We start from the raw sequence: 16,177 nt of genomic DNA, 5'->3' as shown, positions 1-16,177 counted from the left end.
CAGGCAGCCCTACTTCGCGTCGCGCGCGACCCGGAAGCCATTCTGCGAGTGGCGTACGCTGGCGTCGTACTTGAAGCGCGTCGACGAGGTCATGTAATCCGCACCGTCTCGCCACGATCCGCCGCGGATCACACGCACCCGGCAATCGTTCTCGTCCCATGACCGGCCATCCGCGGGCGCCCCCTTGAACGAGTTGTGCCAGCAGTCGCTCACCCACTCCCACACGCTGCCGTTCATGTCATGCAGGCCATAGGGGTTGGCGGCGAAGGACCCGACGGGTGCGGGCCCCTCGGGACGCGAGGGGTCGCCGCAGTCCTTGCAGTTCGCATTGCCGGTCTTCATCTGGCCGCCCCACCAGTAGCGCGTCGCCGTGCCAGCACGGATCGCGAACTCCCATTCCGCCTCGGTCGGCAGCCGATAGGACTTGCCGCTCGTCTTGCTCAGCCATTTGACGTACTGCTGTGCATCGTCCCAGCTCACGTCCCGCACCGGTCCGTTCTTGACGGCATTCGACTCGCTGCCAAGTTTCGGGCAAGCGCCGGCCTCGACGCATGCAGCCCATTGCTCGTTCGTCACCTCGAACTTGCCGATCGCGAACGGATGCGGGATCGCCACTGGATGCGCGGGGCGCTCGCTCGGATCGTCGGTATTGCTCCCCATCACGAACTCGCCCTTGGGCAGCGAGACCATGACGGGACAGGTCGGGCAATCCTTGCTTTCGCCGAGCGCCGCCGCAGCGCCAGCCGCCCCGGTGCCCGCAGCAGCCGGTGCCGGAGATGCTGGACGCGGTTTCTCCGGCGCGGGCGGCGGGGTGGGCGCGGGGCGCGGTTTCTCAACGGCCGGCGGAGTGGCCGGTGCAGGACGGGGCTTCTCGGCCGGCGCCGCCGGCTCGCCCTGCTTCGACGCCGCGCGCAGCCGTTCGATGCGTGCCCGCGCGAGCGCGGCAAAGCGGCCGTTCGGGTAGGCCTTCAGGTAGGCTTCGTAATCGCTGACGTGCTCGCTGTCCTTGACCGATTCCCAGAACGTGAGCTCGTATTGCTCCGCCGTGTCCTTCGGCAGGATCCCCGCCTCGACGACGGTACCGGCACAGGCTCCCAACACTCCGATGATGAGCAGTTTTCGCCACACGTTCGGCCCCCTTTTGCTTGGCAGTTGAGCAGGCTCTCGCGAATACGAAAATCTTCGGCGCCGCAGGTGTCCTCCCTGCCCTCCCACGGGCAGCCGCGCGGAGTAAGACACGGGCAGAACCTGCATCGTTCTTCGTTTTACCTCAGAACGTCAAGGGTCCGCCATATCTGAGTTCATTATATGTATCTTTCCCGCAAGTTCCGTCCTAATCTGGATTCGTAGCCGGCTCGGCGGATCGCATGCCGCTCTTGCCCGGGCGCGGCCACGTCAGACGTTTCTGGCGAAGGAGGGGCAACATGACGAGGGGAATCAAGCTTGCCGCGCTGACTGCGGCGATCCTGAGCGTCGCACCCGCGTTTGCCGCGGGCACGCCATCACCGGCCAATGCCGAGGCCTACATCATCTGGCCGCCCGATGGTGCCGTCATCACCGGCGGCAAGCTTTGGGTCCGCATGGGGCTGCGCAATATGGGCATCTGCCCGAAAGGCGTCGAAAAACCCAACGTCGGCCATCATCACCTGCTGATCGATACCAGCTTGCCGCCGATGGACGCCGATATTCCGTCCGACCGGAACCACCTGCACTTCGGTGCCGGCGAGACCGAGGCCCGCATCGAACTCCCGCCGGGCAAGCACACGCTGCAACTGCTGCTGGGCGACCATAAGCACGTCCCGCACGATCCCCCCGTGTATTCGAAGCCGATTTCGATCACCGTGCGTTGACCCACGCCGAAAGACACCGGGAGCAGATCATGTTCAAGCCACTCGCCGTCGCCATCTCGGCTTTGCTGCTTGCCACTTGTGCCAATGCCGGCAGCACCCCCGCCCCAGCAAACGCCTACCTCTATATCGGCTGGCCCGTGGACGGCCAGGCGATGCCCGCCGGCAAACCCTTCAAGGTCTGGTTCGGCCTGCGCAATATGGGCGTTGCGCCGAAAGGCGTCGAATTTCCGAACACCGGCCACCATCACCTGCTGATCGATACCGAGCTGCCGTCGATGGACGCCGAGATTCCGTCCGATCGCAATCACCTGCACTTCGGTGCAGGCGAAACGGAAACAACGATCGATCTACCGCCCGGCAAGCACACGCTGCAGCTTCTGATGGGCGACGACAAGCACATCCCCCACAACCCGCCGGTCAAGTCGAGGAAGATCACCATCACCGTGAAGTGACGGCGATCCTCCTCCGGGGGACTACGCCCGCTTCTTCAGCCGGTCGGAGAGCTGCGGCGGCGTCAGGCCGAGCATGCGGGCGGCCGACGAGAGGTTGCCGTGTGCCTTGTCCATCGCCACCTCGACCAGCATCTTCTCGACCTCGGCGAGCGTCATCGCCCCGTCGCACACCGCTTCGCACAGCGCGCGCCCGGCACAAGGCCCGACGAAATCGATGTCCCCGTCCTCACCGCGTCCGTATTGGTCGCCGGATTCGGCATGAGTCAGGAACAGGTTGTCGACCTCGACACGTCCGCCGTTCGGCGCAAGGATCACACCGCGCTCCACGGTGTTCTGCAGTTCGCGCACGTTGCCGGGCCAACCGTATGCGACCAACGCCTTCTTCGCCATGTCGGTGAAGCCCTGGAGCCTCTTGCCCTTGATCGTGGCGTACTTCTCGAGGAAACGCTGGGCCAGCGGCAGGATGTCGTCGCGGCGCTCGCGCAGCGGCGGGATGTAGATCTGGCCAGCATTGAGGCGGAAGTACAGGTCGGCCCGGAAGCGCCCTTCCTTCACCAACTGAGCGAGTCCGTCGGTCGTCGCGGCGACGACGCGAACGTTGATCTTGCGGATACGGTCGTCGCCCAGGCGCACGAGTTCGCCCTTTTGCAGGACACGCAGCAGCTTGGCCTGTGCCGCGAGCGGCAGGTCGCCGATCTCCTCAAGGAAGATCGTACTGCCGTCGGCGCGCTCGAGATGTCCCGGGTGCGAAACGAAGACACCGGTATGCGCCGCTTTTTCCACGCCGAACAGTTCGGTTTCGACAAGATCGGACGGGATCGCGGCGCAATTGATCACATCGAGCGGACGATCGCGCCGGTTGCTCATCGCATGCAGTGCGCGCGCGAAGAGCTCTTTTCCTGCCCCGGTCTCACCGGTCAGCAGAACCGGCTCCTGGCGATCCGCGGCCTGCTTCAGCTGATCGAGGGCGTGACGGAATGACGGGGAACTTCCCATCATCTCCGTCGGCAGGTTCTCGCGCTCGGAGATCGTCGAACGCAATTGCAGAACCTGGGTCTGGAGGTCGATCAACTGGTCGGTGATCGGATCCGGTTCGAAGTAGCGCATATGTGCATCGGCATCATCCCATTCCTCGATGGGTCGGCCGATGATCCGGCAACTGTCGCCATTGCCTCCGGCGCATTCGACTTCCTTGAAGAGGATGGAGCGCCCCATGAAGCTCGACGAATACCCGCAGGCATAGCCGATCTGCGTCCAGCAGACCGCCCCGCAGTGCGGGCCGAAGTGCTGCCGGTGCGACTGGCACTCCCACGAATTGATCCAGCGGAACTCGCCATAGAAGTGCCCCGCGTCGCGATCCACCTCGAGACGGATCGGGATCACGCCGACCATGCCCTCGAAAGAATGCAAACGCGGACCGGCCAGAAAGGCCTCCACCTCGCCGAGCTGCGGTATTTGCTCCCGCACGAGTTCGGCATCGCGCACACCGGATGCATAGCCCATGCGCAACAACAGCCCGCGCGCACGGCTCATGCCGAGCGTATCGATCAGCTCCTTGCGCAGCGAAGACTGGGTCTCGGCATGCACCAGAAGCATACGATGATCGTGAAGCCATATTTCGCCGGTATCGGCGCAAAAATTCACACGTGCCCTGAGGTCTTCCGCCTCGATGCGCGTGGCTGTCTGGAACCTGGTCATTGCCTGGCCCTCCTCCTGAACCGGTTGTTCTACGCGCCACCCGGATTATCTGTATTGATAATTATCAGAAGATTTAAACAGATATCCGTCGACGTGTGCCATACCTGAAAATCGGGATTCGGGACGGCGGAGACGCGCTCGACAGGCCCCATACACTGGGTCCCAAAAAGGAAAGCGGCACGACGCGGGACTGCGGCGCACCGCATTCAATTTGATTATCCCTTGCCGGGGTGATCCGGTTTTTCGGGCCGGTCAGGGCGCTCCGGGCGTTCAGCCTTGTCCGCCCGTTCCGGCTTGTCGGGTCGTTCGGAGCGCTCCACACGCCCGCCGCGGTCGGACGTGTCGACCGCCTGCCGGTTGTTGCCCTTGTCCGTCGACTTGCCTGCCGATTTTTCGCTGCCGGCGTTGCCCTCCTTGATCGATTTGGCGAGATGGTCATTGCCGGACTTCAGTTCGCTGACGACCTTTCCGAGGTTGAAGCCCGACTCCTTCGCGATCTGGCCCCAGCCCATGCCCGAAGCGCGCATCGCGAGGACGCCGCGGAAGGTCGTCGGCTGGCCGTTGATCTGCAAGGTACCGCCATTGAGTGCGACTGCCAGTTCAGCCGCGGTCGGAGCGGTGAGACCGGCCTGGGTGAGCGTCGCCTGGGCCAGTGCGAGCGTGATGAATACGTTGCCGTAGCCCATCGGGCCGGACGGCGTGACCGTCACCGGAATCGTCGTCGCGGAGCCCGGATCGAGCGTGACGATCGTGCCGCTCCGCAGGCCGTCGATCAGGATCTGGGCGCTCGCTTCGCTCCCGGTCAAGGTCGAGAAGGTCTTGGACATATCGGTTGCAGCACGGGTCGGGGACGCACTCGCGGTACGGTCGAACGTCGTTACGGCCTGATCGACATCGGTGGAAGCGGTTTGCGACATTGCGACCGTGGCCGAGCCGCCGAGGGCGGCGATCAGCGCTGCGCAAAGAAGATGGCGCTTCATTCGATACTTCATGCTGTGTCTCCAAAAAGCCGAATGCGCAGGGGCTGCATTCGGGCATGCAGATTTGACCTTCTGTCAGCCCAAAAAGACACGCGCTATCGTTACGCGAGGTAACGGTCGCCGGCCGCCCCATTGCGCCGCAGCGCATACGCGCCAAACGGTAGGTCCACCCGTCTCCATCCGCGTGTTGCGAAAGCTCGTTACAAACCCCATCATGAAAAACCAGTAGCCCTCACGGACTTCGACGACTGCCAATGCTGACGTTCTCGCCCGGCCTCACCGCGCCCGATCGCGCCCACGACAATGATTTCTGGTTTCTTTTTCACGACGCTGTCCTGCTCGTCGCCGAAGATGGCGAAGGCGTGCGCCTGCCCCTGCGCGCCGATCTCGGGCGCTGGGCGCTCACGCCGCAGAACTCCCATTACCTCGGGGACTTGGAGGGACAGCATTGCTTTGCCGCGGAGTTGCCGGCCGAAGCGGAGCTTCCGCAAGGCCGCTGGCAGAACCTGCGCAGTCTCTTCGGGCAGCTCGACGATACGCACTTCGCGCTCGCGGGCCGCGCGGCCCAGATCCTCGAATGGGACGGCACGCACCGTTTTTGCGGCCGTTGCGGGAGCGCGACGCAATTCCACACGTCGGAGCGTTCGCGGGTCTGCCCCAGCTGCGGCCTGACGCACTACCCGCGCCTGTCCCCGGCCGTGATGATGCTGATTCGCCGCGGCAACGAGCTGCTGCTCGCACGCTCGCCCCGGTTTCCGCCGGACATGTTCAGTGCGCTCGCCGGCTTCGTCGAACCGGGCGAAACGCTCGAGGAGACCGTGCGACGCGAAACCCGCGAAGAGGTCGGCGTCGAGGTGACGAACTTGCGCTACTTCGGTAGCCAGCCCTGGCCGTTTCCGCATTCGCTGATGATCGCCTTTGCCGCCGACTACGCGGGCGGCGAGCTCACTCCGCAGCCGGGCGAGATCGAGGCCGTGGACTGGTTCCCGATCGACCGCCTGCCCCGCCTGCCGCATCGCATCAGCATCGCACGCAAGCTGATCGACGCGACGGTTCGCGAGATCGCCGGCGCGGGCTGACGGTCGCTCTACAGTAGAGCGTCGTCGAAGGCCACCACGCTCTGCCCCGCCTCGCGCACCGCAACGCCCAGCGCCTCGGCTTCCGGGGCGAACGTCAGCGCATGGAAGCGCGCGAGCTCGACCAGGCTCGCCAGATAGGCGGTGTCGCCCTCGCGGGCTGCGAGTGTGCGTCGGGCGGCAAGCGCCAGGCGAGCCATCTGCCAGGTCGCGCAAACGGTTCCGAACAGTTTCAGGAAAGGCACGGCGCCGGCAAGCACCTGGGCGAGGTTCGCCTTTCCGCTGGCGAGCACCCAGTCCGCCGTCCGTTCGAGCGTGGCGACGTTGGCCGCGAGGGCATCGGCGATCACGCCCAGTTCGCGGGCCAGTCGCAGTTCGAGCACAACTCCACGCAGCTCGGTGATGAGTTCGTACAGCGTCTCCCCGCCCTCGCGCAGGATCTTGCGTCCGACCAGGTCGTTGGCCTGGATGCCGGTCGTGCCCTCGTAGATCGTCGTGATGCGCGAATCGCGCGCGAATTGCGCGATGCCCGTTTCCTCCACAAAACCCATCCCGCCGAAGACCTGGATCGCATCCCAGCACACCTGCTGGCCGACTTCGGTGCACCAACCCTTCGCGACCGGCATCAGGAGGTCGATGTAGCGGCGGCACTTGCCCGCGACAGTACGGTCCGGATTCGCATGCGCGACGTCGAACCAGCCGGCCGCCGTATAGAGCAACGCGCGCATCGCCATCACGCGCGCGCGCATCGACAGCAGCATCCGCTTGACGTCCGGATGGCAGAGGATAGGCTTGCCGGCTTCGCCCGTCACCGCATCACGGCCCTGCGCGCGTTCGCGCGCATACGCCAGCGCGAGCTGGTAAGCCCGCTCGGCGAGCCCCGGCGCCTGCACGCCGACCCCGAAGCGGGCCTCGTTCATCATGATGAACATCGTCTCCAGGCCGCGATTCGCTTCGCCGACGAGGTAGCCGACGGCGCCGCCGACTTCCCCGTAGCTCATCGTGCAGGTCGGGCTGCCGTGGATGCCGAGCTTGTGCTCGATGGCGATGCAATGAACATCGTTGGACGCGCCAGGATTGCCGTCGGCATCGAGCAGGTATTTCGGCACAAGGAACAGCGACAGGCCCTTCACGCCGGACGGGGCATCGGGCAGGCGTGCGAGGACGAGATGGACGATATTGCTCGTCAACTCGTGTTCCCCGTAGGAGATGAAGATCTTCTGGCCGAAGAGGCAGTAAGTGCCGTCAGGCGTCGGCTCGGCGCGGGTGCGCGTCGCAGCGAGATCCGACCCGGCCTGCGGCTCGGTGAGGTTCATCGTGCTGCCCCACTCGCCACTGACGATCTTGGGCAGCCACGTGCGCTTGAGCTCGTCGCTCGCCGCGATCCGCAGCGCTTCGGCCTGACTCACGTTGAGCTGAGGCAACATCGCGAAGGCCATGTTCGTCGAAAACCACATCTCCCACACCGGCGTCGAGACGAGCTTCGGAAGGCCCTGTCCGCCGAACTCCGTCGGGACCGAGAGGCCGACCCAGCCGGCCTCGACGAAGCGGTCCCAGGCTTCCTTCCAGCCTTCGGCGCAGGTGACGCGTCCCTTGGCGTCGAGCTGGCAGCCTTGGCGGTCGCCCGCAACGTTGATCGGTGCGAGCACGCCAGCGGCAAACTTGCCCGCCTCGGCGAGGATCGCCTCCACCACATCCGGGCTCGCGTCCTCGAATCCCGGCAGCGCCGCGATCGTGTCGAGCCCCGCGAGTTCGCCAAGGATGAACTGCATGTCGCGCAGCGGCGCGGCGTAATCGATCATCGTCGTCAGTCCCGAATGAATTCGCTACCGCGGCGCGAGCCGGATCGCCCCGTCGAGGCGGATCGTCTCGCCGTTGAGCATCGCGTTCTCGACGATCGCGCGTGCGAGCTGCGCGTATTCGGCAGGCTCGCCGAGCCGCGGCGGGAAGGGCACCGCTTCGCCGAGCGAGCGCTGCACCTCGGGCGGCAGCGTCTGCATCATCGGCGTCAGGAACAGCCCCGGCGCGATCGTCACGACACGAATGCCGAAGCGGGCAAGCTCGCGCGCGATCGGCAGCGTCATCGACACGATGCCGCCCTTCGACGCGGCATAACCGGCCTGCCCGATCTGGCCGTCGTAGGCGGCGACCGACGCGGTGTTGATGATCACGCCGCGCTCGCCGCCGGTGTTCGGCTTGCCCTTCGCCATCGCGTCGGAGGCAATGCGGATCATGTTGAAGGTGCCGACGAGATTCACATTGACGATGCGGCTGAAGGCATCGAGCGGATGCGGGCCGTCCTTGCCGAGGACTTTCGCCGCAGTGCCGATGCCGGCGCAGTTAATGAGCCCTTGCAGCGCGCCGAAGCGTTCGAGTGCGAGCCCGACGCAGCCGCGCGCGTCTGCTTCCGAGGCGACGTCGGTGCTCTGGAAGGCCGCGCGGCGACCAAGTTCGTCGGCGAGGTGTTCGCCCGCGGCGGCGTTGAGATCGGCAATGACGACGTTCGCTCCAGCGGCATGGAAGGCTCGTACGGTCGCTTCGCCGAGGCCGGACGCGCCGCCGGTGATGATGAAAGTGTGCTGTTCGAGTTGCACGGCCGACCCCTCACTTCACGTTTTCGACGATGATCGCCACACCCTGCCCACCGCCGGCACAGGCCGAGGACACGCCGTACTGCAACCCCGCTTCCTGCAGCTCGCGCGCGACGGTGGTCGTGAGCCGCACGCCCGAGGCCCCCAGCGGATGGCCGATCGCGATCGCGCCGCCATGCACGTTGCAGCGCTCGCGGTCGAGGCCGAGTTCGCGCTCGCAGGCGAGGTACTGCGCGCCGAAGGCTTCGTTGATCTCGATGCGGCCGAGGTCCGACACGCTGAGTCCCGCCTTCGCCACTGCGGCGCGGATCGCCGGTGCCGGGCCGATGCCCATGATCTCGGGCGGCACTGCGACGGCCGCCCCGGCGACGATGCGTGCCAGGGGCTTCACGCCGTGCGCTCGCACCCAGTCGCCGGACGCGACGATCACCGCCGCGGCGCCATCGACGATCGCCGAGCTGTTGCCGCCGGTCTGCACGCCGCCGAAGGCGGGTTTCAACTTCTGCAGTGCCTCGAAGGGAGTCGGTCGCACGTGGCCATCGCGCTCGCACACTTCGGCGCGGTCGGCGAGCTTCAGCGCGCGCGCTTGATAGCCTTCGAGTTCCCACTTGGCATTGACGACCGGAGCGACTTCGCCCGTGAACCAGCCCGTTTCCCAGCCCGCAAGCGCCCGCGCAAAACTCTGCGCGGCGAAGCGGTCGACCTCCTCGCGCGAGATGCCGTAGCGCCGCGCGAGGTTCTCTGCCGTGTCGCCCATGCTGGCGCCCGGCGCGGTGTCCTTCGTCGCCTCCCACAGGAAGTCGCGGAAATCGACCTGCCCCATCCGGAATCCCGCACGATGCGTGTAGGCCGCGATCGGATTGCGCGACATCGACTCAGTGCCAACGCACAGCGCCACGGTCGCCTTGCCGAGCGTGATCTGGTCGGCCGCGGCAAGGATCGTCTCGAAGCCCGTGCCGCAGAGCCGCTGCACCAGAAGCGCCGGCACGTTCGGATTCACCTCCGAGTACAGCCCGATATGGCGCGGCAAGTAGTAAGTGTCGAAGCTCGCCTGCGCCATGTTGCCGCCGACGATCGCGTCGACTTCGCTCGCGGGGATGCCGCTCTTCTCGAAGAGCGCGCGGGCGGCAAAGATGCCGAGGTCGGTCGGCGAAACGTCGCGCAGCAGGCCGTTATAGTCCGCGAAGGGAGTACGTTGCCCGGCGACGAGCCAGATGTCGTCATAGGTCCGCGCGTGGGCGGCGGCCTCCGAAGCGGCGTAGGGATTCATCGCACTCATCGCTGCGGCCCCTGTCCCTTGCGTTGCAGGAAGTGCCCGATGCGCTCCACGACCTCCGGGCTCGTCTGCGTCAGCGCAGCAGTCAGCGACTCGACGAAGAAGCCGTCGTCACTCGACAGGTTCTCGATGCGCGCGACGGCCGTCACCATCGCCCAGTTCGCCATCGGCGCGTTCTCCGCAATGCGATGCGCGAGCTGCTGCGCCTTCGCCATCGCCTCGCCCGGCCCGACGAGGTAATGCGACAGCCCCAGTCGCTGGCCCTCGTCGGCCTCCATGATCCGCCCCGTCAGCATCATTTCGCACATGCGCCCCGCGCCGATGAGGCGAGCGACCCGCACTGACGCACCGCCGCCGACGAAGATGCCGTGCCGACCCTCAGGCATCTGGTAGATCGTGTTCGGCTCCGCAACCCGCACGTGCGTCGCCGTTGCAAGTTCCAGCCCGCCGCCGATCACCGCGCCATGCAGCGCCGCTACGACCGGAATTCCGCCGTTCTGGATACGGTCGAACACCCGGTGCCAGCCACGGGAATGCTGCATCACGCCGAAGGGATCGCGGTGCTGGTGCTCGGAGAGATCCAACCCCGCACAAAAATGCTCCCCCTCGCCGCCCAGCACGATCACGCGCGTACCCTCGGGCACGGCCGCGAAGGCGGCGTCGATGGCAGCCAGCAGACGGTCGCTCACCGCGTTGCGTTTTTCGGGACGCGCCAGCATCACGGTATAGATGCCGTGCTCGAACGAAGTCTTGACCAGTTGTTCGCTCATTGCGGATTTCTCTCTGTGGTTATCGCCGGCTCGTCATGCCTTCACGCCCGCCGCGGCAACGATCACCGCCTTGTCCGGCATGTCGGCATACAGCGCCTGCACTAGATCCGCGCGCCGCGCGAGCACGGCGCGCTGGTTGATGTAACCCTTGTCGGTGATCTCGCCCGCTTCGACGGAAGGCGGCTCCGCCATCAGCAGCGCGCGCGACGGGACGGTCGATGAGCCGCCTCCTTCCTGCGCCAAGACAGTGAGCCCAAGACGAACCCGCGCACGCACGGCGGGATTCGCCAGCACCTGATCCGCCGGGGTGTCGGCCGGCAGACCGGGGCATAGCGAGCGGCATTCGGCAAGGTTCGGGAAGACCAGCAGGCCGATCTCGTCGCGGTCGTGACCGGTGACGACGATGTCCTGTGCGACCGGCTTCAGCGCGTCGATCGCCTTCACGCGCAGCGAGCCGACATGCACCCACGTTCCGGTCAGCAGCTTGAAGTCCTCGCCGACGCGGCCGTCGAACAGCAGCCCCAGTTCAGGCCGCGCGGGATCGACGAACTCGACTGCGTCACCGATCAGGTAGAAGCCTTCCTCGTCGAAGGACTTCTCCGTCAAGTCCGGCTGCTTCCAGTAGCCCGGAAAGACATTGGGCCCCTTCACGCGCACCTCCAGCTTGTCGGCCGAGGGCACGAGCTTGAGCTCGGTACCCGGCACCGGCACGCCGATCACCCCCGAGCGCACGGCCTGGAAGTGGCAGTCGGTCGCGAGCGGTGCGGTCTCGGTCGAGCCCCAGGACGACACCATCGCGACACGCTTACCCACCGCTTCCTGCGACAGGCTCTCCAGCTCCGCCCACCGGTGCTGTGGCAGCGCCGCCCCTGCATAGAAGATGACCTGCAGCCAGCGGAAGAAGCTCTCGCGCAGCACCGCGTCGCGCCTCAACGCCGGCACCAGCATGTCGTAGGCGCGCGGGACGCTGAAATAGATCGTCGGCGAGACCTCCTTGAGGTTGCGCAGCGTCCGTTCGAGGAGCGCCGGCGTCGGCTTGCCGTCGTCGATGTAGAGACTGCCGCCCCAGCGCATCACCATGTTGAAGTTGTGATTGCTGCCGAAGGTATGGCTCCAAGGCAGCCAGTCCATCAGCACCGGTGGCGTCCCGCGCAGGAAAGGCCAGACGAGTTCCTTCGCCTGCTGGTTGGCGCACAGCATCCGCTGCGTGTTGACCACGGCCTTCGGCGTCCCCACCGAGCCCGACGTGAACAGAAACTTCGCGATCGTCTCCGGCCCCACGCGATCGAAGGCGCGCATCACCGCGACCTCGTCGCTTCGGGTCTCGATCTCCGCGAACCCGATACACCCAGGCGTCGGCTGACTCCGGCCGCCGGCGACGACCACGCCATCGTGCAAGGGACGGATCGCATGGAGCGCCGGCAGGAATCGCTCGACCAGATCGGCGTAGATCACCCCCGGCTGCAACAGCTCGATGTTCGCCTTCAGCTTCGCGAAATCCTTCGACATCAGCGAGTTGCCGGTCGAGATCGCGCAGGACGGCACGCCAACGTGCATCGCCGCGAGCATCAGCAGCGCATGCTCGATCGAGTTGTCCGAAAGAATCACCACCGGCCGGTCGGCCGAGAGATTCTGTTCCAGCAGCCAGCTCGCGACCGCCACTACGCGCCGGCGCGCCTCACCGTACGTGACCCTGTCCCATTCACCCGCCGCATTGCGCTCGGCGAGAAAGAGACGCTCCGGCGCTTCCCGCGCCCAGTGCTCCAGCCACTCGCCGACACGGCGCGCGTAATTTGCGGGCAGCGGAATCCCGCAGCGCAGGATGCTCGAGCCGTCGTCGCGGCGTTCGATCTCGACCGCGGCAGGCGCGAACAGCGCCGCCGCGTCACGATTCACGGTATTCATCGGAATCCCCGCTCACTTGCCGATGACTCTGTAGGCGCCGCTGTCGATCTTCACCAGCACGTGCGAGCGCTCGTCGAGGCCGAAATGGTCAGCAGCCGTCATGTTGAACACACCGTGACTCGCGACGACCTCCTTGTTCGACTCGATCGCATCGCGCAGCGCCGCGCGGAACTCGGGCGTGCCGGGCTTAGCCGTCTTGAGCGCAACCGGCACCGCCTGCTCGATGATGCGGTAAGCATCGAATGCGTGCCCCGCGAAGGACGAGAACGACCCGGCTCCGTTCTGCGCCTCGTACTTCTTCACGAGGTCCAGCCCGACCTTCTTCGACGGATGCGAATCCGGCACCTGATCGACCACCACCACGGGCCCTACCGGCATGATCACACCCTCGGCAGACTTGCCGGCGACTTTGAGGAAGGCCTGGTTCGCGGCCGCATGCGTCTGGTAGATCTGGCCCTTGTAGCCACGCTCGATCAGCGTCGTCTGCGGCAGCGCCGCCGGGCTGCCCGAACCGACGATCAGGATCGCGTCAGGCCGTGCGGCCACCAGCTTCAACACCTGCCCGCTCACCGAAGTGTCGGCCCGCGCATATCGTTCCGTCGCGACCAGCTTGATGCCGGCCGCTTCCGCCTTCGCCGTGACCGACGTCAGCCAGTCCTCCCCATAGGCATCCGAGAAACCGATGAAGCCCAGCGTCTTCACGCCGTTCGCCTTCATGTGCTGAACGACCGCGTTCGCCATCACACTGTTTTGCTGGGGCGAACGGAACACCCACTTGTTGCGCTCGACCGGGAGCGCTGCCGGGCTCATCGTGACCTGCGGCGTTGCGCTCTCGTTCGCCACCTCGGCAATCGCCACCGTCGCCGGTGTCGTCGACGAGCCGATCAGCACATCCACCTTATCCTCGGTGACGAGCTTGCGGGCGTTCTTGGTGGCCACGGATGGATCGGTCGCGTCGTCGAGCACGACGTAATTCACCTTTTCGCCGCTGATCTGCGTCGGCAACAACGCAAAGACATTCTTCTCCGGAATGCCGAGCGAGGCCCCCGGCCCCGTCGCCGACAGCGAAACCCCGATCGTAAGGTCCGCCAAGGCCGACTCCGCGGACGACAACAGCGCGATCGAGCACAACACCGCAAGCTTCTTCAACTGCATGGTCACTCCTCCTCTGGTCTCGGACGCCCCGACGCGTCGGGGCTCGGGGGCTGGCGGCTTTGGCCGCTCTGTATCGCCCGCATGCTCATGAGAAGCTCGAGCATGGAGTCAAGTTAGCACCGCTATACTACCCTGTCAAACGATTGACCAAATGGTTTATGTAACGTCGTGTGGGCATGTGGAATCCGGGCCGAAGAATTTGTGCACCGAGGAATCCCTGTTTGCTCGCTATCATTGCGCCCAATACCGACACTGTGCCCCCCATGCAGCCTGACTCGCCCCTGCCCTCGGCGCCCGACGACACTCCAAACGCTGAAGTTCTGATTCTTCGCCTCGCACGAGAGGATCCAGAGCTTGGACAGGTCGCCGTGGCTGCACGACTGCGGGAATTCGGCGTGTCGATCTCGCCTTCGGGCGTGCGCTATATCTGGCAGAAGCACGGACTGGAAACCACGGTGAAGCGCCTGCAGGCCCTGGTCGACCAATCGAACGACGGCTTGGCAGCGCTCTCCGACAGCCAACGTGCCCTCCTAGAACGCGGGACGCTCACCGCCCAACTGGCGCGTACTCCAACGAGCGGGAGGGAAGCCGGCGGCGACGAGCTGCTCGACCGGCGCAAGGTCATCCTGAACGGTGCCGCCGCGCTGTTTTCCGAAGCGGGCTACGACCGCACGTCGATAAGAGACATCGCGCGCCGCGTCGGCTTGCTACCCGGCTCGGTGTACCACCATTTCCCGTCGAAGGAAGAGCTGTATCTTGCCGTTCACCGCGAAGGCTTCCGCCGGGTGATGGAAGCCGTCGACGCCGCCATCGGCGAGACGACCGATCCATGGGAGCGCCTTCGCCGTGCGTGCGAAGTCCATGTCGAACGCATCGTCGCCGGCTCGTCGGTGGACCGCGTGACAGGCCACAGCCTGGCCCTGACGGGCAACCATGAACTGTTATCGAAAATCCGCCCTGCCCGCGACGCCTACGAAGCGGTCTTCCGCCGGCTCGTCGCCGAGCTACCGGTCACTCCAGGCACCGATCGCTCCTTGTTCCGGCTTTTCCTGCTCGGGGGGATGAACTGGGTCTACCTGTGGTACCGCGAAGGCAAGCATTCGCCGCGGGAAATTGCGGATGCGATGGTGGAGATGATCCGAAACGGAGTCGATAATCTCTAGCGCCGGGAGTCAGCTCGCAGCGAGTCCGTGGCGCTGCGCGTAAGCATACAATTCAAGACGATTATTGAGCTCAAGCTTCGCATAAATCGAAGTCAAATGATTGCGCAAGGTGTGTTCGCTGATATGCATTCGCTCCGCGATCTGCCGTGGAGACGCGGACGCATTGCGCGCAACCTCCGCCACCGTAAGCCGCTCCTTGCGCGTTAGCAGCCCGATCCTCGCTGCCTCCGGATCCGCTTGCCGCTCAGTCTTCTTCTTTCGGGCCAGCTCCAGGAAAATTCGGCCAGCAGCCATCCGGTCGACCCAGATCTCTCCCAGATGGACTCGCTCGATCGCCTTGAGCAACACCGCTATCGGTTCGGTCTTCCTGACTACACCATTGGCCCCCGCCAATACCGCGCCATCGAGTAGTTCGGAACTGTCCGACGCTGTCAGCGCAAGGATGCGCGCCCGGCTCTGCCCCTGAAGTCCTTCGATCGCACCGACACCTTCCCTTCCGTCGATATCGACCACGACCACATCGGGCTCTGCCTCATCAAACTTCACTGCGCCATTCGCGAATTCATGGGCGACCCCCAGTAACTTCATGCCTGGCGCTCGACTCTCCACAAGCTGTTCGATGCCCCACGCCACAATGGGAAATTCGCTTACCACAAAAACGCAAATGGGCTTGACCTCCTCCCCGCAAATCACAAATCAACCTCGGTTTTTTGTTTTGGTTGGCACCCAATTTTAGGACTTTTCTCCTAATTTTGGACCGAAATGGGCGTTGAAAACAACTAATTAAAAAGGCGTTTTTGCTCGTGCGATACGTTCGTGTAATGCATAGATTAGGTGCATGAAAGAAGAACTTCGATCAGAGCCTCGCGAACAGATCGCACTCCCGCTCAGCGGTGACGGCGGCGTTGGTGGCGCTACGCGCGACATCAGCGCCTCCGGCCTCTACTTCGAACTTAACAGCGATGCGCCGATAGGCAACGAGGTGAATGTCACAGTCGAACTCACTGTCGCTGGCCGCGCGTTCGCGCTGAACTGCCAGGGTAAGGTCGTAAGGATTGAACAACATGCTGGACGTACCGGCATGGCGATACGCATTCGGGCCTGCCGACTCGCGGCCGACAACTGACGAATATTTCACACGACTATCAAAGCTATTCCCGCAGAACGCTAGTTTTCCGGCAGCTTGCCCCGTAATTCACGGTTGGGTAACCAACCACAAAACACAATCAGCGCAGTTTAGGGAAAGCGTTTCTATCCCAGC

At 64.9% G+C, this 16,177-nt stretch carries 15 protein-coding genes; 5 read left to right on the top strand and 10 right to left on the bottom strand.

Annotated elements, in window-relative coordinates; genetic code table 11:
• Positions 1 to 9 precede the first annotated feature (9 nt).
• On the bottom strand, positions 10 to 690 hold the full coding sequence (locus AZKH_RS28005; RefSeq protein ID WP_369795115.1) for a formylglycine-generating enzyme family protein: 681 nt from the start codon (positions 688 to 690) through the stop codon (positions 10 to 12).
• Positions 691 to 1,424: 734 nt separating this feature from the next.
• Here AZKH_RS28005 and AZKH_RS10705 point away from each other — a divergent pair.
• Together AZKH_RS10705 and AZKH_RS10700 are read left to right on the top strand one after the other, a co-directional pair.
• Positions 1,425 to 1,850, top strand: coding sequence for a DUF4399 domain-containing protein (locus tag AZKH_RS10705; protein WP_015435787.1), 426 nt, complete (start codon positions 1,425 to 1,427; stop codon positions 1,848 to 1,850).
• A gap of 29 nt (positions 1,851 to 1,879) precedes the next feature.
• The gene (locus AZKH_RS10700; protein ID WP_041656070.1) at positions 1,880 to 2,302 is read left to right on the top strand and encodes a DUF4399 domain-containing protein; all 423 of its coding nucleotides are present in this window, start codon (positions 1,880 to 1,882) and stop codon (positions 2,300 to 2,302) included.
• 21 nt (positions 2,303 to 2,323) lie between these two features.
• Here AZKH_RS10700 and AZKH_RS10695 read toward each other — a convergent pair whose 3' ends face one another.
• Together AZKH_RS10695 and AZKH_RS10690 are read right to left on the bottom strand one after the other, a co-directional pair.
• On the bottom strand, positions 2,324 to 4,000 hold the full coding sequence (locus AZKH_RS10695; RefSeq protein ID WP_015435785.1) for a sigma-54-dependent Fis family transcriptional regulator: 1,677 nt from the start codon (positions 3,998 to 4,000) through the stop codon (positions 2,324 to 2,326).
• A gap of 215 nt (positions 4,001 to 4,215) precedes the next feature.
• Positions 4,216 to 4,992, bottom strand: a complete 777-nt coding sequence (locus AZKH_RS10690; protein WP_015435784.1) for a hypothetical protein — start codon at positions 4,990 to 4,992, stop codon at positions 4,216 to 4,218.
• 242 nt (positions 4,993 to 5,234) lie between these two features.
• Between AZKH_RS10690 and nudC the strand changes: the two genes are divergently transcribed.
• A complete protein-coding gene (nudC, locus tag AZKH_RS10685) occupies positions 5,235 to 6,059 on the top strand; it encodes an NAD(+) diphosphatase (protein ID WP_015435783.1) in 825 nt (274 codons plus the stop codon).
• An 8-nt stretch (positions 6,060 to 6,067) separates the two neighbouring features.
• Here nudC and AZKH_RS10680 read toward each other — a convergent pair whose 3' ends face one another.
• From AZKH_RS10680 to AZKH_RS10655, 6 genes are read right to left on the bottom strand one after another with little or no spacing between them, the layout of a single operon-like run.
• Complete coding sequence (locus tag AZKH_RS10680; RefSeq protein WP_015435782.1) at positions 6,068 to 7,858, bottom strand: acyl-CoA dehydrogenase; 1,791 nt, start codon at positions 7,856 to 7,858, stop codon at positions 6,068 to 6,070.
• A 24-nt stretch (positions 7,859 to 7,882) separates the two neighbouring features.
• Positions 7,883 to 8,650 (bottom strand): 3-hydroxyacyl-CoA dehydrogenase, encoded by a 768-nt coding sequence (locus AZKH_RS10675; RefSeq protein ID WP_015435781.1) that lies wholly within the window; start codon positions 8,648 to 8,650, stop codon positions 7,883 to 7,885.
• Positions 8,651 to 8,660: 10 nt separating this feature from the next.
• Complete coding sequence (locus AZKH_RS10670; RefSeq protein ID WP_015435780.1) at positions 8,661 to 9,926, bottom strand: thiolase family protein; 1,266 nt, start codon at positions 9,924 to 9,926, stop codon at positions 8,661 to 8,663.
• A complete protein-coding gene (locus AZKH_RS10665; RefSeq protein ID WP_015435779.1) occupies positions 9,923 to 10,693 on the bottom strand; it encodes a crotonase/enoyl-CoA hydratase family protein in 771 nt (256 codons plus the stop codon). The genes AZKH_RS10670 and AZKH_RS10665 overlap by 4 nt, the downstream gene beginning before the upstream one ends.
• 33 nt (positions 10,694 to 10,726) lie before the next feature.
• The gene (locus tag AZKH_RS10660) at positions 10,727 to 12,598 is read right to left on the bottom strand and encodes a feruloyl-CoA synthase (RefSeq protein WP_015435778.1); all 1,872 of its coding nucleotides are present in this window, start codon (positions 12,596 to 12,598) and stop codon (positions 10,727 to 10,729) included.
• 12 nt (positions 12,599 to 12,610) lie between these two features.
• On the bottom strand, positions 12,611 to 13,753 hold the full coding sequence (locus AZKH_RS10655) for an ABC transporter substrate-binding protein (RefSeq protein WP_015435777.1): 1,143 nt from the start codon (positions 13,751 to 13,753) through the stop codon (positions 12,611 to 12,613).
• A gap of 221 nt (positions 13,754 to 13,974) precedes the next feature.
• Here AZKH_RS10655 and AZKH_RS10650 point away from each other — a divergent pair, with 221 nt between their 5' ends.
• Positions 13,975 to 14,916 (top strand): TetR family transcriptional regulator, encoded by a 942-nt coding sequence (locus tag AZKH_RS10650; protein ID WP_015435776.1) that lies wholly within the window; start codon positions 13,975 to 13,977, stop codon positions 14,914 to 14,916.
• A gap of 9 nt (positions 14,917 to 14,925) precedes the next feature.
• On the opposite strand, the gene AZKH_RS10645 is transcribed toward AZKH_RS10650, so the two are convergent.
• Positions 14,926 to 15,570 (bottom strand): LuxR C-terminal-related transcriptional regulator, encoded by a 645-nt coding sequence (locus AZKH_RS10645; RefSeq protein ID WP_369795114.1) that lies wholly within the window; start codon positions 15,568 to 15,570, stop codon positions 14,926 to 14,928.
• A gap of 184 nt (positions 15,571 to 15,754) precedes the next feature.
• On the opposite strand from AZKH_RS10645, the gene AZKH_RS26880 reads away from it, so the two are divergent.
• Complete coding sequence (locus tag AZKH_RS26880) at positions 15,755 to 16,042, top strand: PilZ domain-containing protein (RefSeq protein WP_015435774.1); 288 nt, start codon at positions 15,755 to 15,757, stop codon at positions 16,040 to 16,042.
• Positions 16,043 to 16,177 lie beyond the last annotated feature (135 nt).

Source organism: Azoarcus sp. KH32C (genome assembly GCF_000349945.1).
Classification (GTDB): domain Bacteria; phylum Pseudomonadota; class Gammaproteobacteria; order Burkholderiales; family Rhodocyclaceae; genus Aromatoleum.
This window is presented reverse-complemented; position numbering and strand designations above follow the sequence as displayed.